20 protein-coding genes and 1 other RNA gene are annotated in these 24,421 nt (G+C 38.4%); 15 read left to right on the top strand and 6 right to left on the bottom strand.

Annotated elements, in window-relative coordinates; all coding sequences use genetic code 11:
• Nucleotides 1-113: 113 nt before the first annotated feature.
• The 7 genes from clpP (at nt 114) to C0T34_RS13345 (ending at nt 8,919) form a co-directional block, all read left to right on the top strand.
• Complete coding sequence (gene clpP, locus C0T34_RS13315; protein WP_004245088.1) at nt 114-737, top strand: ATP-dependent Clp endopeptidase proteolytic subunit ClpP; 624 nt, start codon at nt 114-116, stop codon at nt 735-737.
• Nucleotides 738-879: 142 nt separating this feature from the next.
• Nucleotides 880-2,151, top strand: a complete 1,272-nt coding sequence (clpX, locus tag C0T34_RS13320) for an ATP-dependent protease ATP-binding subunit ClpX (RefSeq protein WP_006535087.1) — start codon at nt 880-882, stop codon at nt 2,149-2,151.
• A 259-nt stretch (nt 2,152-2,410) separates the two neighbouring features.
• Nucleotides 2,411-4,771, top strand: coding sequence for an endopeptidase La (gene lon / locus C0T34_RS13325; RefSeq protein WP_098941108.1), 2,361 nt, complete (start codon nt 2,411-2,413; stop codon nt 4,769-4,771).
• Between the two features lie 214 nt (nt 4,772-4,985).
• Complete coding sequence (gene hupB / locus C0T34_RS13330) at nt 4,986-5,261, top strand: nucleoid-associated protein HU-beta (RefSeq protein ID WP_036911695.1); 276 nt, start codon at nt 4,986-4,988, stop codon at nt 5,259-5,261.
• 476 nt (nt 5,262-5,737) lie between these two features.
• The gene (gene ppiD / locus C0T34_RS13335) at nt 5,738-7,615 is read left to right on the top strand and encodes a peptidylprolyl isomerase (RefSeq protein ID WP_109850298.1); all 1,878 of its coding nucleotides are present in this window, start codon (nt 5,738-5,740) and stop codon (nt 7,613-7,615) included.
• Between the two features lie 290 nt (nt 7,616-7,905).
• Entirely contained in the window at nt 7,906-8,277 is a 372-nt protein-coding gene (locus tag C0T34_RS13340; protein WP_226892331.1) for a ComEA family DNA-binding protein, read from the top strand.
• 237 nt (nt 8,278-8,514) lie between these two features.
• Nucleotides 8,515-8,919, top strand: a complete 405-nt coding sequence (locus C0T34_RS13345; RefSeq protein ID WP_023580858.1) for a thioesterase family protein — start codon at nt 8,515-8,517, stop codon at nt 8,917-8,919.
• A 149-nt stretch (nt 8,920-9,068) separates the two neighbouring features.
• Here C0T34_RS13345 and queC read toward each other — a convergent pair whose 3' ends face one another.
• A complete protein-coding gene (queC, locus tag C0T34_RS13350; protein WP_088493675.1) occupies nt 9,069-9,767 on the bottom strand; it encodes a 7-cyano-7-deazaguanine synthase QueC in 699 nt (232 codons plus the stop codon).
• A gap of 158 nt (nt 9,768-9,925) precedes the next feature.
• On the opposite strand from queC, the gene C0T34_RS13355 reads away from it, so the two are divergent.
• From C0T34_RS13355 to amtB, 5 genes are all read left to right on the top strand, one after another.
• Entirely contained in the window at nt 9,926-10,387 is a 462-nt protein-coding gene (locus tag C0T34_RS13355; RefSeq protein WP_036911686.1) for an Lrp/AsnC family transcriptional regulator, read from the top strand.
• Nucleotides 10,388-10,443: 56 nt separating this feature from the next.
• Complete coding sequence (locus tag C0T34_RS13360) at nt 10,444-12,189, top strand: SmdA family multidrug ABC transporter permease/ATP-binding protein (protein ID WP_109850299.1); 1,746 nt, start codon at nt 10,444-10,446, stop codon at nt 12,187-12,189.
• Nucleotides 12,176-13,963, top strand: a complete 1,788-nt coding sequence (locus tag C0T34_RS13365; RefSeq protein WP_109850300.1) for a SmdB family multidrug efflux ABC transporter permease/ATP-binding protein — start codon at nt 12,176-12,178, stop codon at nt 13,961-13,963. Before C0T34_RS13360 ends, C0T34_RS13365 begins: the two co-directional genes overlap by 14 nt.
• 242 nt (nt 13,964-14,205) lie before the next feature.
• Nucleotides 14,206-14,544 carry a P-II family nitrogen regulator gene (glnK, locus tag C0T34_RS13370; protein WP_098941103.1) on the top strand — a complete coding sequence of 113 codons (339 nt, stop codon included), beginning with the start codon at nt 14,206-14,208 and terminating at the stop codon, nt 14,542-14,544.
• A 12-nt stretch (nt 14,545-14,556) separates the two neighbouring features.
• Complete coding sequence (amtB, locus tag C0T34_RS13375) at nt 14,557-15,849, top strand: ammonium transporter AmtB (protein WP_109850301.1); 1,293 nt, start codon at nt 14,557-14,559, stop codon at nt 15,847-15,849.
• 42 nt (nt 15,850-15,891) lie between these two features.
• On the opposite strand, the gene tesB is transcribed toward amtB, so the two are convergent.
• Nucleotides 15,892-16,767, bottom strand: coding sequence for an acyl-CoA thioesterase II (gene tesB, locus C0T34_RS13380; protein ID WP_088493671.1), 876 nt, complete (start codon nt 16,765-16,767; stop codon nt 15,892-15,894).
• A gap of 325 nt (nt 16,768-17,092) precedes the next feature.
• On the opposite strand from tesB, the gene ffs reads away from it, so the two are divergent.
• Nucleotides 17,093-17,189, top strand: an RNA gene (gene ffs / locus C0T34_RS13385) — signal recognition particle sRNA small type.
• 391 nt (nt 17,190-17,580) lie between these two features.
• Here the strand turns inward: ffs and C0T34_RS13390 are convergent.
• From C0T34_RS13390 to C0T34_RS13405, 4 genes are all read right to left on the bottom strand, one after another.
• Nucleotides 17,581-17,784 carry an HHA domain-containing protein gene (locus tag C0T34_RS13390; RefSeq protein ID WP_006535062.1) on the bottom strand — a complete coding sequence of 68 codons (204 nt, stop codon included), beginning with the start codon at nt 17,782-17,784 and terminating at the stop codon, nt 17,581-17,583.
• Between the two features lie 45 nt (nt 17,785-17,829).
• A complete protein-coding gene (tomB, locus tag C0T34_RS13395) occupies nt 17,830-18,192 on the bottom strand; it encodes an Hha toxicity modulator TomB (RefSeq protein WP_098941100.1) in 363 nt (120 codons plus the stop codon).
• A 631-nt stretch (nt 18,193-18,823) separates the two neighbouring features.
• Entirely contained in the window at nt 18,824-21,973 is a 3,150-nt protein-coding gene (locus C0T34_RS13400) for an efflux RND transporter permease subunit (RefSeq protein ID WP_098941099.1), read from the bottom strand.
• Nucleotides 21,974-21,987: 14 nt separating this feature from the next.
• Complete coding sequence (locus C0T34_RS13405; RefSeq protein WP_098941097.1) at nt 21,988-23,181, bottom strand: efflux RND transporter periplasmic adaptor subunit; 1,194 nt, start codon at nt 23,179-23,181, stop codon at nt 21,988-21,990.
• 124 nt (nt 23,182-23,305) lie between these two features.
• Between C0T34_RS13405 and acrR the strand changes: the two genes are divergently transcribed.
• Both acrR and C0T34_RS13415 read left to right on the top strand, forming a co-directional pair.
• Nucleotides 23,306-23,950 (top strand): multidrug efflux transporter transcriptional repressor AcrR, encoded by a 645-nt coding sequence (acrR, locus tag C0T34_RS13410; RefSeq protein ID WP_098941096.1) that lies wholly within the window; start codon nt 23,306-23,308, stop codon nt 23,948-23,950.
• A gap of 28 nt (nt 23,951-23,978) precedes the next feature.
• Nucleotides 23,979-24,332 (top strand): DsrE/DsrF/TusD sulfur relay family protein, encoded by a 354-nt coding sequence (locus C0T34_RS13415; RefSeq protein WP_098941094.1) that lies wholly within the window; start codon nt 23,979-23,981, stop codon nt 24,330-24,332.
• Nucleotides 24,333-24,421 lie beyond the last annotated feature (89 nt).

Below are 24,421 nucleotides of genomic sequence, written 5' to 3' on the forward strand. Positions count from 1 at the left end.
CGAGGCGCCTTGAATGTCTTGTGAGAGATTAGATCATTAGAAATGGTCATGATCAATTATCTCAAGTAAAATTGTTGTCATTGGCACCAATAAGAATGCAATAGGAGACAGACATGTCATTTAACGACACACAGGAACAATTCGCACCTAATATGGCTCTGGTGCCGATGGTTATAGAGCAAACTTCGCGAGGAGAGCGTTCTTACGACATTTACTCACGTTTATTAAAAGAACGTATTATTTTCCTGACTGGCCAAGTTGAAGATCACATGGCTAATCTTATCGTTGCTCAAATGCTATTTTTAGAAGCAGAAAACCCAGAGAAAGACATCAACCTGTATATCAACTCACCAGGTGGCGTAATTACTGCGGGTATGTCCATCTATGACACCATGCAGTATATCAAAGCAGATGTTAGTACAATTTGTATGGGGCAAGCGTGTTCAATGGGCGCTTTCTTACTATCTGCTGGTGCGAAAGGTAAACGTATTTGCTTACCTAACTCTCGTGTGATGATCCACCAACCGCTAGGTGGTTACCAAGGTCAAGCAACAGATATTCAAATTCATGCTCAAGAGATTTTGAAAGTAAAATCCCGTATGAATGAGCTAATGGCTCAACATACAGGTAAATCTATTGAAGAAATAGAAAGAGACACTGAGCGTGATCGTTTCTTATCCGCTAATGAAGCGTTAGAATACGGATTAGTGGATAAAGTCTATACTCAACGTAGCTAATCATTACACGTTGTAATAGCAACTGAATTAATACGTTTCCTTTGTTGGTCAATAACGCAAAGGAAACAGCTATCAATATTTATGTAAAAAGACTTTCTTCTTCTTATAAATGATAAGAGGAATAACTAAGTGAGGTTGACTGATGACAGATAAGCGCAAAGATAGCTCAGGGAAGCTTCTGTATTGCTCTTTCTGCGGTAAAAGCCAGCATGAAGTAAAAAAATTGATCGCTGGTCCGTCGGTTTATATCTGTGATGAATGTGTCGATCTTTGTGTTGATATCATTCGTGAGGAAATAAAAGAACTAGCACCTCATCATGAACGCAGTGAATTGCCAACGCCACATGAAATCCGTAAGCACCTTGATGACTATGTTATCGGTCAGGAATTGGCTAAAAAAGTTTTGGCTGTTGCCGTTTATAACCACTATAAACGTCTGCGTAATGGCGATAAAGCCAATGGTGTTGAGCTAGGAAAAAGTAATATTTTGCTGATTGGCCCTACTGGTAGCGGTAAAACGTTATTAGCAGAGACATTAGCTCGCTACCTTGATGTTCCTTTTACTATGGCAGATGCCACAACGCTGACAGAAGCGGGTTATGTGGGTGAAGATGTTGAAAACATCATTCAAAAACTGCTACAAAAATGCGATTACGATGTGCAAAAAGCACAACGTGGTATTGTTTATATTGATGAAATTGACAAGATCACTCGTAAATCTGAAAACCCATCAATCACTCGTGATGTGTCTGGTGAAGGTGTACAGCAAGCATTATTGAAATTAGTTGAAGGCACTGTGGCTTCAGTTCCTCCTCAAGGTGGACGTAAGCACCCACAACAAGAGTTTTTACAAGTAGATACTTCTAAGATCCTCTTTATCTGTGGTGGTGCATTTGCAGGGCTCGATAAAGTTGTTGCACAGCGTTTAAATACACATTCAGGTATTGGTTTTGGCGCAGAAGTTAAAAGCCAAAAAGAGAAAGCTAGCGAAGGTGAATTATTAGCCCAAGTTGAGCCAGAAGATCTGATTAAATTTGGTCTTATCCCTGAATTTATTGGTCGTTTACCTGTTGTTGCAACGCTAGGCGAATTAAACGAAGAAGCATTAATCCAAATCTTACAAGAACCTAAGAATGCACTGACTAAGCAATATCAGGCGTTATTTAAATTAGAAGGTGTGGATTTAGAATTCCGTAAGGAAGCGCTGACTGCAATTGCGAAAAAAGCTATGGTACGTAAAACAGGTGCGCGTGGTTTACGTTCGATTGTTGAAGCAGCATTACTTGATACGATGTATGACCTTCCTTCATTTGAAAATGCAGAAAAAGTGGTCATTGATGAAGGCGTTATTAATGGAAAATCTGAGCCACTGGTTATTTATAGCCAACCAGAAAATCAGGCTTCAGGTGAATAATGCATCGTAATTTGGCAATGTCTCTTGTCTGACATTATCTAGTTTTTTCTCAAAATAAGAGAGAAATTTAAGATAAAGCGCGCCAACGCAATAAAAATGAGGGAATTTTCCCTCATTTTGTTTTTTTAATGGGTAATGCTATTGAATGTCAGAAAAGTGCCCTTATATATTTTGACAATCCGTGGAATTAATTTTATTTGGTGACATGCGAATAAAATTACCTGTAAAAGCGTTAAGCTAAAAACGAAGAGAGAGCTCTATGAATCCTGAGCGTCCAGAACGTATTGAAATACCTGTATTGCCATTACGTGATGTCGTTGTATATCCGCATATGGTGATCCCGTTGTTCGTTGGTCGTGAAAAATCCATTCATTGCTTAGAAGCTGCGATGAACGACAACAAACAAATTATGCTGGTTGCGCAGAAAGATGCATCTACTGACGAACCAGGTGTTAATGATCTTTTTTCTGTTGGTACAGTTGCCTCTGTTTTACAGATGCTAAAACTGCCTGATGGAACAGTGAAAGTACTTGTCGAAGGTATTCGTCGTGCCAAAATTACGACGTTATCTGATAATGGTGAATACTTTCAGGCAAAAGCAGAATACCTTGAAACGCCAGCAGTTGATGAGCGCGAACAGGAAGTCTTAAATCGTACAACGATTAATCAGTTTGAAGGTTATATCAAACTGAATAAAAAAATTCCGCCAGAGGTATTAACCTCATTACATGCTATCGAAGAATCAGCGAAATTAGCAGACACCATTGCTTCTCATATGCCGCTGAAATTAAAAGATAAGCAAGCTGTACTTGAAATGTCTGATGTTACAGAACGCCTTGAATATTTAATGGCGATGATGGAATCAGAAATCGATCTGCTACAAGTTGAAAAACGCATTCGTAACCGCGTTAAAAAGCAGATGGAAAAGAGTCAGCGTGAGTATTATCTCAACGAGCAAATGAAAGCGATTCAAAAAGAATTAGGTGAGATGGATGATGCACCTGATGAAATGGAATCGCTGAAACGTAAAATCGACGCTGCAAAAATGCCAAAAGAGGCAAAAGAGAAGACAGAAGCGGAACTTCAGAAATTAAAAATGATGTCGCCAATGTCAGCAGAAGCCACGGTTGTACGTAGTTATATTGATTGGATGGTTCAAGTTCCTTGGAATAGCCGTAGCAAAGTTAAAAAAGACTTAGTGAAAGCACAAGAAGTTCTTGATACTGACCATTATGGCTTAGAGCGCGTTAAAGAGCGTATCCTTGAATATCTCGCGGTACAATCTCGCGTTAGCAAAATTAAAGGACCAATCCTGTGCTTGGTAGGGCCTCCAGGTGTAGGTAAAACCTCACTGGGTCAATCTATTGCTAAAGCAACAGGCCGTAAATATGTTCGTATGGCGTTAGGTGGTGTACGTGATGAAGCTGAAATCCGTGGTCACCGTCGTACTTACATTGGTTCTATGCCGGGTAAATTAATTCAGAAAATGGCGAAAATTGGCGTCAAAAACCCACTTTTCCTGTTAGATGAAATTGATAAGATGTCATCAGATATGCGAGGTGATCCGGCTTCTGCACTGTTAGAGGTGTTAGATCCAGAACAAAACATCGCATTTAACGACCATTATCTGGAAGTTGATTACGATCTGTCTGATGTTATGTTCGTGGCGACATCTAACTCCATGAATATACCAGCACCATTGTTAGATCGTATGGAAGTTATTCGTTTATCTGGTTATACCGAAGACGAAAAACTGAATATTGCTAAGCAACATTTGTTACCAAAACAGATTGAACGTAATGCGCTAAAACCAAGTGAGCTGACAATCCATGACAGCGCAATTATGGGCATTATTCGTTATTACACGCGTGAAGCAGGTGTACGTAGTTTAGAACGTGAAATTTCTAAATTATGCCGTAAAGCAGTAAAACAACTGTTAATGGATAGCACAATCAAACATATTGAGATTAACGAAGATAATCTCAAAGACTACTTAGGTGTTCGTAAAGTTGACTATGGTCGAGCTGATACTGAAAACCGAGTAGGTATGGTAACAGGACTTGCATGGACAGAAGTTGGTGGTGATCTACTAACTATTGAAACAGCAAGTGTACCGGGTAAAGGCAAGCTAACATTCACTGGCTCTTTAGGTGAAGTGATGCAAGAGTCTATTCAAGCGGCAATGACAGTAGTTCGTGCTCGTGCTGATAAACTTGGTATTAATGGCGATTTCTATGAAAAACGTGATATGCACGTACACGTTCCTGAAGGTGCAACACCAAAAGATGGTCCAAGTGCAGGTATCGCAATGTGTACTGCATTGGTATCAAGCCTAACAGGTAACCCTGTACGTTCGGATGTTGCAATGACGGGTGAAATTACGTTACGCGGACAAGTATTGCCAATTGGCGGACTGAAAGAAAAGTTACTTGCTGCACATCGTGGTGGAATTAAGACAGTTCTTATCCCAGATGAAAATAAACGTGATTTAGAAGAAATTCCTGAAAATATTGTTGCTGATCTGGATATTCACCCAGTGAAAACAATTGAGGAAGTTTTATCGCTAGCCCTGCAAAACTCGCCGTTTGGCATGGAAGTTGTGACTGATAAATCACACTAAAGAGTGATGTTAGTCATAAATTATAGCTAAAAAAAAGGCTGGATAAGTAATAAAAGCTTGCCAGCCTTTTTTTGTGTCGCTAATTTAATTGGGATTTTAATTAAAAATGCTGTTTTATCGGTCTTGCTATATCTAAAAAGGCTTGATATAACGACGTTTGCAAAATTTGCCATTAATGGTGAAAAATAACGCATAAAATTATGGGGATGAAAGCGTGAATAAAACTCAACTGATCGACAAAATTGCTGCAAATGCAGATATCTCAAAAGCGGCAGCAGGTCGTGTTGTAGATGCTCTGGTTGCTTCTATTACTGAATCTTTACAAAAAGGTGATGATGTAGCATTAGTAGGTTTCGGTACTTTCACTGTACGTGATCGTGCAGCTCGTACAGGCCGTAACCCACAAACAGGTAAAGAAATCCAAATTGAAGCTGCAAAAGTTCCTGCATTCCGTGCAGGTAAAGGCTTAAAAGACGCAGTTAATCAATAATAGTTGAACTTATTTTCTGCCAATTTGTTATTAGCTTAACGTTATGGATAAACAGAAAACGACTCAATTAAAAAATGAAGCGCATCTTTTTGAGATGCGCTTTTCTTTTTTTAGGTTATAAATCACGATTAAACCTTGTATTCTCTGGCGATAAGACGTGAAACTGAAGTAGTCATTTGATAGAATGACGCGTTGTTCTATAACTGAAATAGACAACAATGAATGATTCAGTGATGAGTTAAATGGTTATCGTAATCAATGAATCAAATAATGCTGTTTAGTTTTTTCTTAGTTATAGAAAGTGCGTGTTAAGACTGCGCATTAATACGGGACTGGCTGTTTTTAATGATTGTCGCGTGTCGCGACATTTTGATATCAAGCCAGCATGGGCATATTATCTTTTCGCTGTGCTCAAAATAGTCGTGTAACACCCATAAAAATAATTTTTATTTCACCAAACGGAGCCTCGTCTCGTTATGATGGACAACATTCGTTCCACTGCTAATAATCCATTTATAAAGATATTATTAGCTGTGATCATCCTCTCCTTCGTCCTAACCGGTGTGGGCGGATATCTCTTTAGTTCAGGCGTTAATGATGCTGCTGAAGTTAACGGATATAAAATTAGCCGTTCTCAATTAGAGCAAACTTATCAGCAACGTCGTGCTCAATTACAACAAGATATGGGTGAAAATTTTGCTGCTCTTGCTTCATCGGAAGAAGGTCAGAAACTTATTCGCCAACAAGCGCTTGATATGCTGATCAACCAAGCATTACTTGATCAATTTGCACAAAATCTGGGTATTTCAGCTGGTGATCAGCAAATTAGAGATGCTATTTTTGCGCTTCCTTACTTTCAAACTGATGGCAAATTTGACAATAAAAAATATGTTGATTTATTGAAAGGTAATAATATTGATGCTGATGCCTTTGCAGAAGGTATTCGTCAAAACCTTATCAATCAGCAATTAAAATTTTCTATTCAAGGTACAGATTTTGCCTTAGATAGCGAAGTTAAAGAATTTGCAGGCTTAATGCTACAAAGTCGTAATGTACGTTTAGCATCATTAGACATTCAGCCATTCCTTGAAAAAGAAACGGCATCTGATGAAGAAGTGAAAGCGTTCTATGAGCAAAATAACCAAATGTTCATCGCGCCAGAGCAATTTAAAATTAGCTATATCCAATTAAATGCTCAAAAAGATTTTAATAACATCAACATTACTGATGAAGAAGCGAAGGCTTACTATGATAGTAATATTGATGAATTCACAGCTGCAGGACAAAAACAATACAGCATCTTAGTATTAGCAGACGAAGCGGCAGCTAAAGCGGCAGAAGAAGAGCTGAAAAAAGGCGCTGATTTTGTTTCGTTGGTGAAAGAAAAATCTATTGATAGTTTCTCTAAAAAACAAAATGGTTCTTTAGGTTGGATAACTATCGGACAAGAATTACCCGAGCTGGCTAATGCAAGTTTGACAGAAAAAGGCCAAATTTCTGAGCCTGTTAAAATCAGCAATGGTTACGCAATTTTCCGCCTTGATGATGTTAAACAATCTGTTGTAAAACCATTTGATGAAGTGAAAACAGATTTACTAGCAAAAATGCGTGAAAATAAAGCAATTGATGATTTCTTCGCATTACAACAAAAAGTGAGCCAAGCTGCGTCTAACGACAACGACACATTAGCGCCTGCCGCTAAAGCGGGCAATGTAGCTGTTGTTAATACTGATTGGTTTGATGAAAACACAGTTCCTGCACCATTAAATAATGAAAAACTCACCCAGTTAATTTTTGGTGGTTCATTAGTGGATGAAAATGGCCCAACAGGCATGAATTCAGATATGGTGACGTTAGGTAATGACAGTGCATTTATCGTGCGTGTAGAAGGTTATAAGCCTTCAGCAAGCCAACCATTAGATAAAGTACGTGATCAAGTTGTTATGCTGGTTAAACAGCAAAAAGCATCACAAGCAATGAATGCACAGGCTCAAAAACTTTTAGCTGCATTGAAAGAAGGTAAAGGCGAAGAAGCACTGAAAGCTGCTAATATTTCGTTTGGTAGTGAAGAAAGCATTGTTCACTCATCTGCAACAGATGTAGTACAAACCGCTATTTTCTCTATGCCAAAACCTGCTGAAGGTAAAAAAGAGTATGGTATGACTAATGTACCTGGTACCAAAGTCGTCCTCATTCAATTGGACAGCGTAACAGATGGCAAACCAACATCTGAACAACTAGAGTTTATGACTAATCTCTATCGTGCGCAGATGGGCGAAGAAGCGTTACAACTCATGTTACGTGATCTAAAAGATAACGCTAAAATTGAAATTTTTGATAAAGATTATCAATAATCAATTTTGAGTTATTACATTGAAAACCCAGCATAAAGCTGGGTTTTTTTATGGCAGCTATCCTTGATAATTTAAATAATAACTCCGCCTCTCGAAAAACTCATGTTTGAGAGCAAGCCCGAGAATTTTTTGTAATGCTTTTTTTTGTTCATTTTTATTTTTCGTGCCTTCTCATGGTTTTATTTTTATGTAATTGCTGGTTTATCAATATATTGGCATTCTTCTTCTGCATTCAGAAATCTCTGTATGCCATCGAATTTGAACTTATTGAATAAAAGGAAATTATGATTATGAAAATGGATAAAAAAATGTTGTCAGGTTTTATGGCCTCTATTTGCCTTGCTTTGGGATTAGGCCTTTCTCCTCTCTCTTATGCAGAAGAAGCCCCAGCTTCAACACCAACGGTTTCTATCGAAACTCACACCTCAGTTGATCGTGATGCTAAAGAAAATAAAGCTAACACAGAAGGTAAAGTTAATTTAAATACGGCAACAGTAGATGAGCTAATGGGATTAAAAGGAATAGGAAAAGCGAAAGCACAAGCCATTATTGATTATCGTGAGCAGTTAGGGCGTTTTACCACTATCGATGAACTTGAAAAAGTTTTTGGAATTGGTATGAAGTTAGTTGATCAAAATCGTGATTTTATCGTTATTAATTAAGGTATTCATTCTTATACGATGTTGAGTATAAGTGACAGCAGAAACGTGAATATTGATTGAAATTCCCCGTGTTTCTCTTTGATTTTTTTGATAAGAGAAACACGTTTTCTGTTCTGAAAGAAAACAAAATAAACCTATATCAGAAGTTACTAAATTTATTTTCTTGGCTATATTTATGGTATCGCAAAAAACTTTATAAAAAAATTTATTAGAATAATCAAGAGGTAATAAATTGATATGAGTACATTAATTAAAGTTTATGGCTTCCATTTAGATGTTTTTGAACATGTGAATAATGCACGTTATCTTGAGTTTTTAGAGCAAGCCCGATGGGATTGGATTGAGCAACATTTAGATTTTGATTGGTTTAAGCGCAATGGCTTGGCGTTAGTGGTTGCTAATATCAATATTAATTATCGCTTACCTGCAAGCTTAGGTGATGAGCTACTGATTGATTGTGATGTTGCTGAAGTGGGGATTAAGAGTGGCGTACTTTCTCAGAAGATCGTGAGAAAAAAAGATGGCGCACTTATTTCTGATGCATTAATCACGTTTGTTCTTGTAGACATTAACACCAAAAAAGCCCTGACATTAACAGATCAGTTAAGAGAGAAGCTTGAGTATGTACGTCAATCATCCTAATACACAAAGAGAGTATTAGAGATCTCTCAGTCAATGCTATTGGCCTAATCAAATATGATTTAATGCAGTGGTAATGTTTTATGAATTATCACTGCATAAGCAAATAGAACGGTGGGGAGTCATGATAATAAGCAAAGTAATTATGATGATTATTTAAGGCCCACTTTCTGTTTCATTGCCTGCATAATTGGTGTTTTATCGGCTAAGTAAGTGCTTAATCCGCGTTGTCTTAAATGGCAGGCTGCACATTCACCACAGCCATCACCTTGAATACCGTTATAGCAAGTTAAAGTTTCATGACGAACGAAATCTAACTTCTTATAGTAATCAGCAAGGGCCCAAGTTTCAGCTTTATCTAACCACATTAATGGTGTGATAAATTTAATATCACGTGCAATACCTAAGCTGACTGCATGATTCAGTGCTTTTACAAATTCATCACGACAATCAGGGTAACCAGAGAAATCTGTCTCACAAACACCGGTGATGACACTCTCTGCACCAATTTGATAAGCGTAAATTGCCGCTAAAGTAAGGAAAAGGATATTTCTACCCGGTACGAAGGTACTTGGAATATCACTTTCTTCACTTTCTTTGAAATCAGGAACAGGAATATTGTCGCGAGTTAGGCTACTGATAGCGAGTTCATTGAGTAAACTTACATCTAAAACTTTATGCGCGGTTGCTCCCAGTAATTGACTAACTTTTTGTGCTACCTCAATTTCTTCTTTATGGCGTTGCCCATAATTAAACGTAATACAATGTACTTCATCGTACTTTTCCAATGCTTGAATAAGGCAGGTTGTCGAATCTTGTCCACCACTAAAGACAACGACCGTTTTTTTCATCAGAATACTCCTGAATATTGAATTTCTATAAGGATTAGTACGCATAAAAGTACATATATTATGGCAATTTATTACCGATTTATCATTAGATGATTACTCTTATAGTAAGGGGCAGGTTATCATTATTTTTTGTAGGGGCATATTTTGAAGGAGTATCTATGTTAGATAAGATTGACCGTAAACTATTAGCGCTGTTACAGGAAGATTCAAGCCTCTCACTGAATACTTTGGCTGAGGCTGTTAACCTAACCTCAACACCTTGCTGGAAACGATTGAAAAGACTAGAGGATGAAGGGTATATTCGTAAGCGTGTTGCGCTACTTGATAGTGAAAAAATCGGGCTAGGTCTAACAGTTATTGTTATGATTAGAACACAGCAACATAATAGCGAATGGTACGAACAGTTTGTTTCATTTGTTAAGCAAATGCCAGAAGTACTGACATTCTATCGAATGGCGGGTGAGTGTGATTATCTAATGCATGTTGAAGTAGTAGACATGAAAAGTTACGACCTATTTTATAAGCGTATGGTTAATGGCGTACCGGGTCTTATTGATGTGACTTCTAACTTCGCAATGGAAAAAATTAAATACACAACGGCAATGCCGATACCTGAATAAGGTTCATCTTTACCAACTGGCACTTTTATTTTTTGTATAACCTTAGGATTTAAGGCGTGGCTCTATTTTCACAGCTCAGTTGGTATTTTCTCAGTGAATGGCGTCGTTATGTAGGTGCCATTTTCTTATTGATGGTTATCGCAGTATTACAGGTGATCCCCCCGAAGATTGTTGGGATCATTGTGGATGGTGTCGATAACCATAGTCTGACATTTAGCCAAGTGATGAATTGGATTGGTGTGATGGTATTAATTGCCCTCGCAGTTTATCTTTTACGTTATTTTTGGCGTCTTTGGTTATTCGGTGCATCTTATCAACTCGCAGTAAAACTACGGATGCAAATTTACCAACAACTTAACCAGCAATCCTCTTCATTTTATCACCGCTATCGCACTGGTGATTTAATTGCACGTACCACCAATGATGTTGATAAAGTCGTTTTTGCAGCGGGCGAAGGTGTACTGACCTTAGTGGATTCTATGGTTATGGGGCTTGCTGTGCTTGTCATGATGAGTATTCAGTTAAGTTGGGAACTAACACTAATTTCATTATTACCTATGCCAATCATGGCAATTTTGATTAAGCGATATGGCGATAAACTACACAGTCGCTTTAAAACCGCACAGGCACTTTTCTCTTCACTCAATAATCAAGCACAAGAAAGCCTGAGTAGTATTCGCATGATCAAATCATTCGGGCTAGAGCAACAGCATGCCTCTCGTTTTGATGATGTTGCAAAAGAAACTGGACGCCAAAATATGCGTGTTGCACGAATTGATGCGCTATTTGATCCTACTATTTTCATCGCTATTGGTTTTGCTAATTTACTCGCTGTGGCCGGAGGTAGCTATTTTGTTATTAATGGCAAAATGACATTGGGTGAACTAACCAGCTTTGTGATGTATTTGGGACAAATGATCTGGCCAATGCTGGCATTAGCATGGATGTTCAATATTGTTGAGCGTGGTAGTGCTGCTTATAGCCGAATTAATAGCTTATTGGATGAAAAACTCGATATGGTTGATGGTGAATTATCACCAAAGCAAGGTCGGGGTGTGTTATCTGTTGATATCAAACGTTTCCAATATCCCGAACAAACAACAGAAACACTGAAAAATGTTCATTTCACATTATCACCTGGTGAAATGTTGGGTGTTTGTGGAATGACTGGGAGTGGAAAAAGTACATTACTTACCGTTATTCAACGACTTTATGATGTAACTGAAGGTGAGATTTGTTTTCAATCTATACCTATTTATCAATTGAAACTTGATGAATGGCGAGCACGATTGGCCGTTGTTAATCAAACACCTTTCCTATTTTCAGATACCATCGCGGGAAATATTGCCTTAGGGCGTCCTGATGCGACAAAAGAAGAAATAGAGTCTGTTGCGAAACTGGCAAATATTCATGAGGATATTTTACGCTTACCGGAAGGGTATCAAACACAAGTCGGTGAAAAGGGCGTAATGCTATCTGGCGGACAAAAACAGCGTATTTCTATCGCTCGAGCACTATTATTGGATGCTGAAATCTTATTATTAGATGACGCTCTATCCGCTGTTGATGGACAAACTGAATATCAAATTTTACAAAACTTGTCGCAATGGCGAAAAGACAGAACGTTAATTATTAGTGCTCATCGCTTATCTGCATTAGTTGATGCTACGAATATTTTAGTTTTAAAACAGGGTGAGATTATAGAGCAAGGTACACATCAGCAATTAATTTCAATACCGGGTTGGTATCAAGATATGTACCATTATCAGCAATTAGAGGCCGCGCTGGATGACGATGAATAAAAATAAATCCGTTAAAGCGCTATTACCTGCATTAAAGCGTCTTTTGACTTATGGTAAAAACTATCGCAAGCCTATGACATGGGGTGTCATTATGCTGTGGGTAGCTGCCATTGCAGAAGTGGGGGGCCCATTAATTGTTGGTTATTTTATTGATGCAAAAGTTGCCACAAATAATGTGGAATTAATGTCATCATTAGGCCTGGCGTTAGCTTTCATCCTTTTACAGGTGATCGCTGCCACACTTCACTATTATCAAGCTATTGTGTTTAATCATGCGGCTGTTGGGGTTGTACAACAATTACGCACTGATGTAATGAGTGCAGCACTAAAACAGCCATTAAGTGCTTTTGATAATCAGCCTGTAGGGCAATTAATTTCTCGTGTAACAAATGACACTGAGACGATTAAAGATTTGTTTGTGAACGTGTTACCAACATTATTCCGAGCGATTGCTTTAGTGGTTGTAATGCTGATCGCCATGTTCTTATTAGAATGGCAAATGGCATTAATCGCGATGACAATCTTCCCAGTAGTTATTGGTGTAATGATGCTTTATCAGCGACTTAGTACGCCGATAGTTCGTAATGTGCGTCATTTTCTCGCCAATATAAATGATGGTTTCCATGAAGTCATCAATGGCATGTCAGTTATTCAGCAATTTAGGCAACAAGCTCGATTTGGTGAAAGAATGTCAGATGACAGCTGGCAACATTACCAAGCACGTATGAAAGCGTTAAAACTTGATGGCCTGTTATTACGTCCTTTACTAAGTATGCTCTCTGCGTTGGTTCTGTGTGGTTTATTAATGTTGTTTGGGTATCAAGGCAGTGCTGTTATTGGTGTTGGGGTTATTTATGCATTTATTAGTTATTTAGGTCGATTAAATGAACCCTTGATCACCCTGACATCTCAGCAGTCGATTTTACAACAGGCAGTTGTCTCTGGTGAACGTGTTTTTGAACTAATGGATGCTCCTTTGCAGCGCTACGGTTCATCATCACACACTATCACCCAAGGTAATATTGATGTTAACTCTCTTTGGTTTGCGTATCGTGATGAGCAATGGGTATTAAAAGATATCAATTTAACTATTCCTGCTCGTCATTTTGTCGCATTTGTTGGGCACACAGGAAGTGGCAAGAGTACTTTAGCTAGTTTATTAATGGGAAATTACCCTTGGCAAAAAGGGAGTATCTTTTTAGATAATCAACCGTTAGAAGCATACTCTCACGCCGCATTACGCAGTGGTATTGCGATGGTGCAGCAAGATCCTGTTTTATTGTCTGGCTCACTGCATGACAATATTACATTAGGGCGTGAATGTGATGAGTCACATTTATGGCATGTTCTAGAGACAGTACAACTTGATCAGTGGGTTAAAGCATTACCTGAAGGGCTACAAACAGAACTTGGTGAGCAAGGTAGTCGCTTATCTGCTGGGCAAAAGCAGTTACTTGCATTGGCTCGTGTACTATTAATACCTCCTCGTATTCTTATTCTGGATGAGGCAACAGCAAATATTGACTCAGGAACAGAACAAGCCATACAGAAAGCATTAAAAGTGGTTAGGGAAAAAACGACACTGATTATTATTGCTCACCGACTCTCCACTATTATTGAAGCCAATGAAATTGTGGTGCTTCATCGTGGTGCAATTGTCGAGCAGGGCGATCATGCTAAGTTACTCTCACAAAAAGGCAGATACTATAATATGTATCAATTACAGCAAGTCAGAGAGTCTTTACAAGAACAAGATCCTATTGAAGTAGAATAATAACCTTAAATAAAAAATATAATTTTAAAGGGCACATCATTTTTATGTATGTGCCCTTTTTTATTTCCCGATTATCTTGCTTTGAGCAAAATAGCCGTCATATTTTTGCACCAATTCGGTGAACCTTTTCACTTTAATAGTTTTAAATATTTATTTTCTTATAAATATCAATCAATTAAATAGTGGCATATCTTTTGCTTTGCTATATAGACTTTGCTCTTTCAAATATCGACGAGGTTTATATGAAATATATCATCGCCATTATTAAGCCATTTAAATTAGAAGAAGTACGAGAGTCACTCTCTGAGTTAGGCATAAAAGGAATGACAATCAGTGAAGTAAAGGGATATGGGCGACAGAAAGGACATGCAGAGTTATATAGAGGAGCTGAATACGAAGTTAATTTTCTTCCCAAAGTAAAAATAGAACTCGCTATTTGTGATGAACAACTTGAGCCTGTTATGCAAGTGATTATGCAAGCGACAGATACAGGAAAAGTAGGAGATGGAAAAATTTTTGTTTTGGAATTATTGCAGGCAGTCCGTATTCGTACCGGTGAATCTGGTGATGAAGCACTTTAAAGGAGATATTCGATGAAACGCTTACTTTCTTTGCTATTAATGTTAGTGCTTACACACTTTTCTTCATCTGTATTTGCGACTGAAACAGTGACTGTTGATAAAGCCGATAATGGTTTTATGTTGATATGTACTGCTTTGGTTTTCTTTATGACTATACCTGGTATCGCCTTGTTTTATGGAGGATTATTAAGAAGTAAAAATGTACTTTCTTTGATCACACAAGTGATGATGACCTTTAGTGTTGTGGTCATTCTTTGGATAACTTTTGGCTACAGTTTGGCTTTTACTGTGGGCAATAAAGTCTGGGGTGGGTGGTCACTTACTTTTTTGAATAACGTATCACTGGATTCACTCTCTGGTTCAATTAATCAGTATGTGCATGTTGCTTTTCAAGGATCGTTTGCGGTTATCACTGTTGCATTAATTGTTGGGGCATTAGGAGAGCGTATTCGTTTTTCTGCATTGCTTATTTTTACGATTATTTGGTTCACTTTTTCTTATATCCCTATTGCTCATATGGTATGGGGAGAAGGTGGCTGGTTAATCGATGATGGTGCATTAGATTTTGCTGGGGGAACCGTCGTACATATTAATGCTGCTATTGCGGCTCTTGTTGGTGCTTACTTACTTGGTAAACGACGTGATAGTCAGCATACAGCGCTTAAACCTCATAATTTGCCTATGGTTTTTACTGGTACGGCTGTACTTTATATCGGTTGGTTCGGTTTTAATGCAGGCTCTGCTGGCAGTGCAAATGCGATTGCGGCTTTAGCGTTTTTAAATACGGTAGTTGCAACTGCGGGAGCCGTACTTTCTTGGACTGCATCAGAATGGATAACCAGAGGTAAGCCCTCTATGTTAGGTGGTTGTTCAGGTTGTATTGCAGGGTTAGTGGCGATTACGCCTGCTGCTGGCACAGTTGGCGTGATGGGCGCTTTATTTATTGGTGTAATGGGAGGGATTATTGGGCTTTGGGGGGTTGTTGTTTTAAAGCGCTGGTTAAAAGCCGATGATGTTTGTGATGTTTTTGGTATTCATGGTACTTGCGGTATTGCGGGTTGTCTATTAACAGGGATATTTACGGCTTCATTTTTAGGTGGCGTAGGGTATAGCGATGGTATGACACTGAGTAAACAGGTTTTAATTCAATTAATGAGTGTTGTGATCACGGTAATTTGGTCTGGTGCTGTTGCTTATATCAGTTTTAAAATCGCAGATAAGTTGGTGGGGTTACGCGTTTCTGAAGAGGAAGAGCATGATGGATTAGATTTAACAACTCATGGTGAAAGAGCTTATCAGCAGTAATTGTCTATTCCCCCTCTTTTGAGGGGGGAATATACCAAGGTATTATTTTGAATGTTTAGTACGTTTTTGGCGAATTACCCCTTCTTGAACAGAAGACGCCACTAACTGACCGTTTGTATTAAAGAATTTACCTCTCACAAATCCTCTACCGCCTGATGCTGAAGGGCTTTCAATCACATAAAGCAACCAATCATCCACACGGAATGGACGATGAAACCACATCGAATGGTCAATTGTAGCAACTTGCAGGCTTGTATCCATAAAGCCTAAACCATAAGGTTGGAGAGCAGTTGGTAAAAAGTCAAAATCAGAGACATAGCCAAGCAAGTATTGATGCAAGAAAGGATCAGATGGCATTTCACCACGACTACGATACCAAACATAGCGTTCAGCAGGCGCTTTAGAGTAGCCAAAAGGGCTAAAATATTGCACTGGACGTGCCTCAAAAGGCGTTTCTCGTAGTGCTAAAGATTTAATCGGCTCAGGTAATTTAGGCGCTAATTTCTTTAAAATCTCATGTTGTGAAATAAGTTCATTTGGAAAAGGAACATCAGGCATTGCATCTTGATGTTCAAAACCTTCTTCAAATTCTTGAAAAGACACCGTCATATAGAAAATAGGCTTACCATGCTGGATCGCACTGACTCTACGAGTGCTAAATGAACCACCATCACGGATAAATTCCACATCATAAACGATAGGCTTATGGCTATCACCAGGACGTAAAAAGTAGCTATGAAATGAGTTGATATAACGGTTATCAGCAATTGTCTGTTTTGCCGCGTATAGTGCTTGTCCTACTACTTGCCCACCAAAAACTTGAGGTAATCCTAAATCTTCGCTTTGACCTCTAAATAGACCTTCTTCTATTTTTTCAAGTGCCATCAAATTGATGAGATCTTTCAATGCTTGACTCATAGTGTACCTGTATCATTAGATCTGGTTATTTTTTATAAAGTTGATTATATACAATCCTAAGAAGATAAAAAAATAATCTCCCTTTTTTCTCTTGGATCGCAACCTAATGATAAATGCACAGAGTTGATGGAGATTATTATTTATCAGCTTATTGAATACTCTTTGATGAGTTTATGAGAGAAAAAAAGAGCGTTAAAGGCAATTGAATAATCAGTGAGCGTATATTTGGATAATTAATCATCACTTAGGCTCGCTTTCCTTGCTATTTAAGTCAGTTTAAAACATAATGCGTGTCGTCTTAGCAATAAGACAATCTATGGGGTCTTGTTGGTTCTCCCGCAACGCTAACTTGTTAACTCGGTCAGGTCCGGAAGGAAGCAGCCATGGCAGGTGTCGCGTGTGCCGGGATGTCGCTGGCAAGGCCCCACCCAATTTCTAGCCCTTCATAATTTCTAATCTCTCATAATTATTATTTCCTAAGATTATTTATCTTCCTTTATATTTTAACTCTCTATACGTGTTTTTGAGTGCTGTTTTCTTTAGATTTGAGAGTCAATATTATTGAATAGAAAATAGTATGCTTAATGTATCAATTTATTATTGGAAAATTTACAGTAGTGTTTATAAATGGAAGGAATATTTGGGTAAAGCAGTGCAGTCATGCCGTAATAAGTCAACGGCATGATGGTGTGTAATCATTCTACTGATAAGAGAACGTGAATAAAACGATATCTAAATTAAGAAATAATAACCCTACTACTATAAAAAATAAAAATAGCAAAAATAAAACTAAGGCAATTAAATAGAACTAGATTATCTTACAAATTTCCAAACAGATGCTGGGATTTTATCATATAGCTTATTCATTGTGAGTTCTGCTAAACGGTGGTCTGCGGCTGAATAAAACAGCTCCAGTTCATCATCAGAGAGTTCATATTTGTTTTTTTCAATCACACGTTCTAATGTTTCGATTGAAGTACATTTTCTTAAACGCATTAGATAGTCTGTCTTAGTCATGTTGTCTTTTCTCTATTATTAAAATAAAACTAAAGATAATTAAATTTACTTAATATAACTTTTTGGGTTTTTGGCAATGAGAGTTAAAAGTGACAAGTTTAACTCTTTCCAATTATTGATATCTGAGTAAGAAATTGATGCATTACCAAATAAACGATAAGTCTCTTCAAGGTACTCTTCTATAAGCGTATTAATGACATGTTTATCTGGGTATTTAATCTTAAATTTCCAACTAAAGTCCATAATGTGTTCAATTAGGACATTAAGGTCAACGCTTTTTGTGCTACTCAGATCATTGTGCCAAACTGTGCTACCTTTATCTAATGAGCCTAAAGCTTGCTGCAATAGCTCTTCACATAAAAATGACAATTCAGCTAAATCTACTTTTTCTGGTGAATATTCGTCCATAATATATCGTAATTGAATTAATAGAAAATATTCATTAATAATGATAAATGCTTAAAATTGAACTTATTAACGAGAGACATCACATAATTCATTAATGGATTAATAAAAAACATAAACTTGAAAATGGGTGTTTATATTTACTCGTATGCTAAAAGAGTTTAATAGTTATATTTATTATTTCTAACAAATTAATAGCATATCAAAAGATAATACTAAGCACTCAATTGCACACAAATGAGTTTGAAATTTATACAATAAGCATTTCTTTGCTTAATATAGCACTATTATTGCATAAGTCACTATCTGAACAACAGAATTTTGTCTATTTTCGTAAAAATCAACAAATCTCAATTAAAGAGTGTTTTTCTTAACGTAATGATTATCTTTGTTTTTATTATGATTTGAATGTTTAAGCGTGCAATTGAGGCATAATTATCGCTGTTATTTATAAATAACAGAACTGTTTAATTTTGACAAAAAGTCACATATAAGAAAAAAAATAAAATGAGTTTATTGATTAAAGAGATATTTCTTAAAAATAATATAATGAGATAAGTTTTCATTTAAAACAATACATCAATAGATAAAGAAAAAGGTCGCTTGCGCGACCTTTTTGGTATTCTCACTCAAATTAGTGTGAATGATTTGGATGTTCTAAATCTTCATTTTTCTTCGCGAATCGTCTACGGATCACGACGAAGAAAATAGGAACAAAGTAAATAGCAAGGGAGGTTGCGGCAATCATACCACCAAATACACCTGTACCTACTGAGTTCTGAGCACCAGAACCTGCACCGTTACTTAATACTAGAGGAATAACCCCTAACATAAAGGCCAGTGAAGTCATTAGAATTGGACGTAGACGCATTCTAACAGAGTCTAACGTTGCTTCTATGAGTCCTTTACCTTCTTTCTCCATTAAGTCTTTGGCGAATTCAACAATTAAGATTGCGTTTTTCGCCGATAACCCAATGGTTGTTAAGAGCCCAACCTTAAAGTAAACGTCGTTCTCAAGGCCCCTTATTGATGTTAGTGCAAGTGCACCAATAACACCCAGTGGAACGACTAACATAACTGAGAACGGTACTGACCAGCTTTCATAAAGAGCAGCAAGGCAAAGGAATACGACTATCAAGGAAATGGTATACAGCGCAGGCGCTTGGTTACCCGATAAACGTTCTTGATATGACATTCCTGTCCATTCATAACCGATACCGCTTGGTAATTTACTTGCGAGATCTTCCATCATCAGCATTGCGTCACCACTACTTTGACCTGGTGTTGCACTACCTTGAATTTGAACTGCTGGTAAACCGTTATAACGCTCTAAACGAGGAGAGCCGTATAACCAAGGATCTTTACTTGTATCAATGAAGGATGAGAATGGAACCATCTGACCGACATTGTTACGAACATAAAGATTACCGATATCTTGTGGCAACATACGGAATTGTGAGCCAGCTTGAACGTAAACTTTCTTAACACGACCACGGTCGATAAAGTCGTTAACGTAGCTACCACCAAACATCGTACCTAATGTTGAATAGATATCGCTAACTGCAACGCCTTGAGCTTGTGCTTTTTCTAGGTCAATATACAGACGATACTGTGAAGTATCTTCCTGACCATTAGGGCGCACACCCATTAACATTTGAGGCTGTTGCGCTGCCATTCCAAGTAATTGATTTCGGGCCTCCATGAGTTTTTCGTGACCGAGGTTAGCTTTATCTACTAACTCAAATTCGAAACCACCCGCAGAGCCTAACTCAACAATTGCTGGAATATTAAATGAGTAAACAAAGGCTTCCTTAATTTGGGATAATGCCATATTGGCACGACCTACAATTGCCGGAACTTTGTCTTCATCTGCTTTACGTTCATCCCAATCGTTCAATACAACGAAAACCAGACCCATATTTTGACCTTGACCACCGAAGCCGAAGCCACTAACGGTAAAGACAGATTTAACGAGTTCTTTTTCATCGGTATTGAAGTAGTCATTTACTCTTTCTAATACGCTTTGAGTTTGTTCTTGTGTTGCTCCAGCAGGTAACTGAACCATTGTCAGTAATACCCCTTGGTCTTCTTCTGGCAAGAACGATGCAGGTAAGCGAACAAACATTAACGCCATACCCGCCACTAATAAAACGTAAATCAATAAGTAACGACCAGTACCACGAAGTGTACGGGATACGCTGTCAGTATAGTGATGGCTACTCTTTTCAAAGGTACGGTTAAACCAACCAAAGAAACCAGTTTGCACACCATGACTGCCTTTCGGTATTGGTTTTAACATAGTCGCACAAAGTGCGGGTGTTAAAATCAATGCAACGAAAACAGACAGAACCATTGCTGATACGATGGTGATAGAGAACTGGCGATAAATCGCACCTGTTGAACCACCAAAGAATGCCATTGGAATAAATACCGCAGAAAGCACAAGAGCGATACCGACCAATGCACTTTGGATTTGTCCCATAGATTTACGTGTTGCTTCTTTAGGTGATAAACCTTCTTCTTGCATAACACGTTCGACGTTTTCTACCACAACGATGGCGTCATCCACCAGAAGCCCGATGGCAAGCACCATCGCAAACATCGTCAAGGTATTTATCGAATAACCAAACGCTGAAAGTATGGCGAAGGTACCTAACAATACAACAGGTACTGCAATTGTTGGGATTAACGTAGCACGGAAGTTCTGTAAGAACAGATACATAACTACGAATACCAGCATGATAGCTTCAATAAGCGTTTTTACCACTTCGAAAATAGAGATCTTAACGAATGGTGTTGTATCATAAGGATAAACGACCTCTAATCCTGCCGGGAAGAACGGCTCCATTTCAGCTAATGCAGCACGCACAGCAGTGGCTGTATCTAATGCGTTAGCACCTGTTGCTAATTTAATACCGATACCGGAAGCAGGTAAGCCATTAAAGCGAGCAATGGTACTATAGCTTTCAGCACCCATTTCAACTACACCAAGATCTTTTAGCTTAACCTGTGAGCCGTCAGTATTGACTTTCATCAGGATGTCAGCAAATTGTTCCGCGGTATTGAGTCGAGTTTGAGCAATAATTGATACGTTTAAACGCTGGCCAGGAACAGGAGGTGTTCCCCCTAATTGACCTGCTGCCACTTGGTTATTTTGCGCTTTAATTGCGCCAATAACGTCAAGTGTTGTCATGTTATATTTCACCAATTTATCTGGATCTAACCAAATACGCATTGCGTATTGGGTACCAAATAACTGGGTTTCACCCACACCGGTTACACGGCTTAATGGGTCTTTAATCGTTGCACCCACATAGTCTGCGATATCATCTTGTGACATTGAACCGTCATTTGAGATGAAACCTGCAACCATCAAGAATGAACTTGAGGATTTATCAACACTAATCCCTTGTTGTTGCACTTCCTGAGGTAATAACGGCATAGCAAGTTGCAATTTATTTTGCACCTGTACTTGCGCGATATCAGGATCAGTACCTGCTTCAAAGGTCAGAGTGATATTCATCATACCGGCTGAGTCACTGGTCGCAGACATATACACCATGTTATCGATACCATTCATATTCTGTTCGATAACTTGGGTAACGGTGTTCTGCACAGTGGTAGCGTCAGCACCAGGATAAACCGCAGAGATAGAAATCGCTGGCGGCGCAATCGTTGGATACTGGGCAACAGGCAGTTTGATGAGTGCCAGAAGACCTGCGAGCATGGTAATTATCGCAATTACCCACGCAAATATCGGTCTATCTATAAAAAACTTAGGCATGGATCACCGACTCCTTATTGAGGATTCTTAGCTGGCTCAGTTTGTTCAGGTGATGGCTTCGTATCTAAATTCTCTTCTTGAGGCGTTACTGTCATTTTTGGTTTTGCTTTTTGCAATCCAGAAACGATAACGCGATCACCAGCCTGAACACCACTATTAACGAGCCATTTATTACCAACAGCTTGTGACACTTCGATGGTACGAACTTCAACAACGTTGTCTTTATTAACAATCATTGCTGTTGCATCACCACGCGCTGTACGAATAACAGCTTGTTGTGGGATCAAAACTGCATTTTGGCGAATACCATTTTCTAACTTAGTGCGAACAAACATACCTGGTAATAATTCCCCATTAGGGTTAGGTACGATAGCACGCATAGTAATTGAGCCTGTTGTCTCATCAACAGTCACATCAGAAAATTCTAAATGGCCTTTCTGTGCGTAAGCTTGCCCATTAGTCAGTGTTAAATGAACAACAGGTTTGCCTTGCTCTTGGCGAATAACGCCACTTTCAATTTCATTTTTGAGCTTCAGGTAATCTTCACTCGACTGCGTCACATTGACGTAAATCGGATCGATTTGCTGAACAGTTGTCAGTGCAACTTGTTGCCCTGGAGCTACAAGCGCACCTTCGGTGACACTTGACTTACCTGAACGACCTGAAATTGGTGATGTTACTTTGGTATATCCAAGATTAATTTTTGCTGTTGTTACAGCAGCTTCGCCTGCTCTAACAGCGGCAACAGCCTGTGCGTACTGAGAAGTTGCAGAGTCAAAATCTTGTTTACTGACATAGTTTGTACCCAGCAGAGGCTTATAACGCTCTACAGTGAGACGAGCTATTTCAGCATTAGCTTTAGCTTTCGCCAGTTCAGCTTGTGCACTATTTAAAGTTGCTTCAAACATGGCTGGGTCGATTTGGTACAAAGATGTACCTGCTTCTACATAGCTACCTTCGGTGTAATTGCGTTTTAAAATAATGCCGCCAACTTGAGGACGAACTTCAGCAATACGGAAGGCTGATGTACGACCAGGTAAATCAGTGGTGATTGTCAGAGCTTGTGCTCCTAAAGTCACAACACCCACAGCCGGTGCAGGAGGTGGGCCCCCAGCGGACTGTTTAGCTTTGTCGTCACATCCAGCAAGAACCAAGCTGCCTGATAGCACTAACAGAGCCAGAGGCAAAACCCCTCTGTTTTTTCGCATAAGAAAACCTCTATTCAAACGTTGTTTCCCGGGATAAAAATAATTAAGTTGATGATTGGTTGCGATGTATAGTACAAACATACATGAATGTATGTAAATTAACTTCAGTCAAAATCGAGGATTAATGGCACGAAAAACTAAACGGCAGGCACAAGAAACAAAACAGCAGATTATTGATGCTGCACTTAGGCTGTTTACTGTGCAAGGCGTTTCTGCCACATCACTTTCAGATATTGCATCCGCGGCAGGTGTTACCCGTGGCGCAATATATTGGCACTTTAAAAATAAAGTGGATTTATTTACTGAAGCGTGCGAACTCACCGACTTAAAAATAGAATCTTTAGAAATAGAGTATCAAACAAAATACCCAGATGATCCACTATTTGTATTAAGAGAATTGCTTATTTACATATTGACATCAATTGTCGATGATCCCAAACATAATGCACTTTTAGAAATATATTTCCATAAATGCGAATTTGTCGGTGAAATGACACCAATTGTTGAAATTCGCAGAGAATTGTGTGCAGCAGATCACTCCAGAATAGAACAGTCTTTATCTCGTTGTATTGAAAAAAAACAACTTCCTGCCGACCTTAATTTAAGAAGATCAGCCATCATGTTAAGAGCAATGATGACAGGTCTTGCCGAAAACTGGTTATTTTCACCAGAAAGTTTTTCTATCAAAGATGAATGTCAATATTTGGTTGATAGCTTTATTGATATGATAAAGTACAGCGCAAATATGAGAATATCAGCGCCATCTTAATTTATTATTAAACTTGAGGAAGATGTTTATGAGTAAGGTATTAGTTATTGCTAATGGTGCCGCTTATGGTAATGAATCATTATTTAACGCACTGCGTTTATCAATAACATTAAAAGAACAGCATCCAGAAACTGAATTAAATATTTTTTTAATGTCAGATGCGGTAACAGGGGCTTTAGCTCGCCAACAACCTAAGGAAGGTTATAACTTACAGCAAATGTTGGAAATTCTAACAGCACAGAACGTTCCAGTTAAACTCTGTAAAACATGCACAGATACCCGTGGTATTAGTGATTTACCGCTTGTTGATGGCGCAGAATTAGGCACATTAGTAGATTTAGCTCAGTGGACATTAGACGCTGATAAAGTACTGACTTTCTGATCACTATTTCGTTTTCTCAGGCGAGAAACAAGCCAAGCAACTTGTGCTGTTTACAATGCCAATTTAAAGCAATTGGATTATAATAATAA

The organism is Proteus sp. CA142267, from assembly GCF_003336825.1.
Taxonomy (GTDB): domain Bacteria; phylum Pseudomonadota; class Gammaproteobacteria; order Enterobacterales; family Enterobacteriaceae; genus Proteus; species Proteus terrae.

Bases quoted from the DNA above. Each gene is read 5' to 3' on its own strand.
- ppiD (WP_109850298.1), top strand. From the start codon at position 5,738: ATGATGGACAACATTCGTTCCACTGCTAATAATCCATTTATAAAGATA.
- C0T34_RS13390 (WP_006535062.1), bottom strand. From the start codon at position 17,784: ATGACTAAGACAGACTATCTAATGCGTTTAAGAAAATGTACTTCAATC.
- C0T34_RS13415 (WP_098941094.1), top strand. From the start codon at position 23,979: ATGAGTAAGGTATTAGTTATTGCTAATGGTGCCGCTTATGGTAATGAA.
- tesB (WP_088493671.1), bottom strand. From the start codon at position 16,767: ATGAGTCAAGCATTGAAAGATCTCATCAATTTGATGGCACTTGAAAAA.
- C0T34_RS13400 (WP_098941099.1), bottom strand. From the start codon at position 21,973: ATGCCTAAGTTTTTTATAGATAGACCGATATTTGCGTGGGTAATTGCG.
- queC (WP_088493675.1), bottom strand. From the start codon at position 9,767: ATGAAAAAAACGGTCGTTGTCTTTAGTGGTGGACAAGATTCGACAACC.
- C0T34_RS13405 (WP_098941097.1), bottom strand. From the start codon at position 23,181: ATGCGAAAAAACAGAGGGGTTTTGCCTCTGGCTCTGTTAGTGCTATCA.
- C0T34_RS13345 (WP_023580858.1), top strand. From the start codon at position 8,515: ATGAGTACATTAATTAAAGTTTATGGCTTCCATTTAGATGTTTTTGAA.
- tomB (WP_098941100.1), bottom strand. From the start codon at position 18,192: ATGGACGAATATTCACCAGAAAAAGTAGATTTAGCTGAATTGTCATTT.
- acrR (WP_098941096.1), top strand. From the start codon at position 23,306: ATGGCACGAAAAACTAAACGGCAGGCACAAGAAACAAAACAGCAGATT.
- clpP (WP_004245088.1), top strand. From the start codon at position 114: ATGTCATTTAACGACACACAGGAACAATTCGCACCTAATATGGCTCTG.
- C0T34_RS13365 (WP_109850300.1), top strand. From the start codon at position 12,176: ATGACGATGAATAAAAATAAATCCGTTAAAGCGCTATTACCTGCATTA.
- clpX (WP_006535087.1), top strand. From the start codon at position 880: ATGACAGATAAGCGCAAAGATAGCTCAGGGAAGCTTCTGTATTGCTCT.
- lon (WP_098941108.1), top strand. From the start codon at position 2,411: ATGAATCCTGAGCGTCCAGAACGTATTGAAATACCTGTATTGCCATTA.
- C0T34_RS13340 (WP_226892331.1), top strand. From the start codon at position 7,906: ATGAAAATGGATAAAAAAATGTTGTCAGGTTTTATGGCCTCTATTTGC.
- C0T34_RS13355 (WP_036911686.1), top strand. From the start codon at position 9,926: ATGTTAGATAAGATTGACCGTAAACTATTAGCGCTGTTACAGGAAGAT.
- glnK (WP_098941103.1), top strand. From the start codon at position 14,206: ATGAAATATATCATCGCCATTATTAAGCCATTTAAATTAGAAGAAGTA.
- amtB (WP_109850301.1), top strand. From the start codon at position 14,557: ATGAAACGCTTACTTTCTTTGCTATTAATGTTAGTGCTTACACACTTT.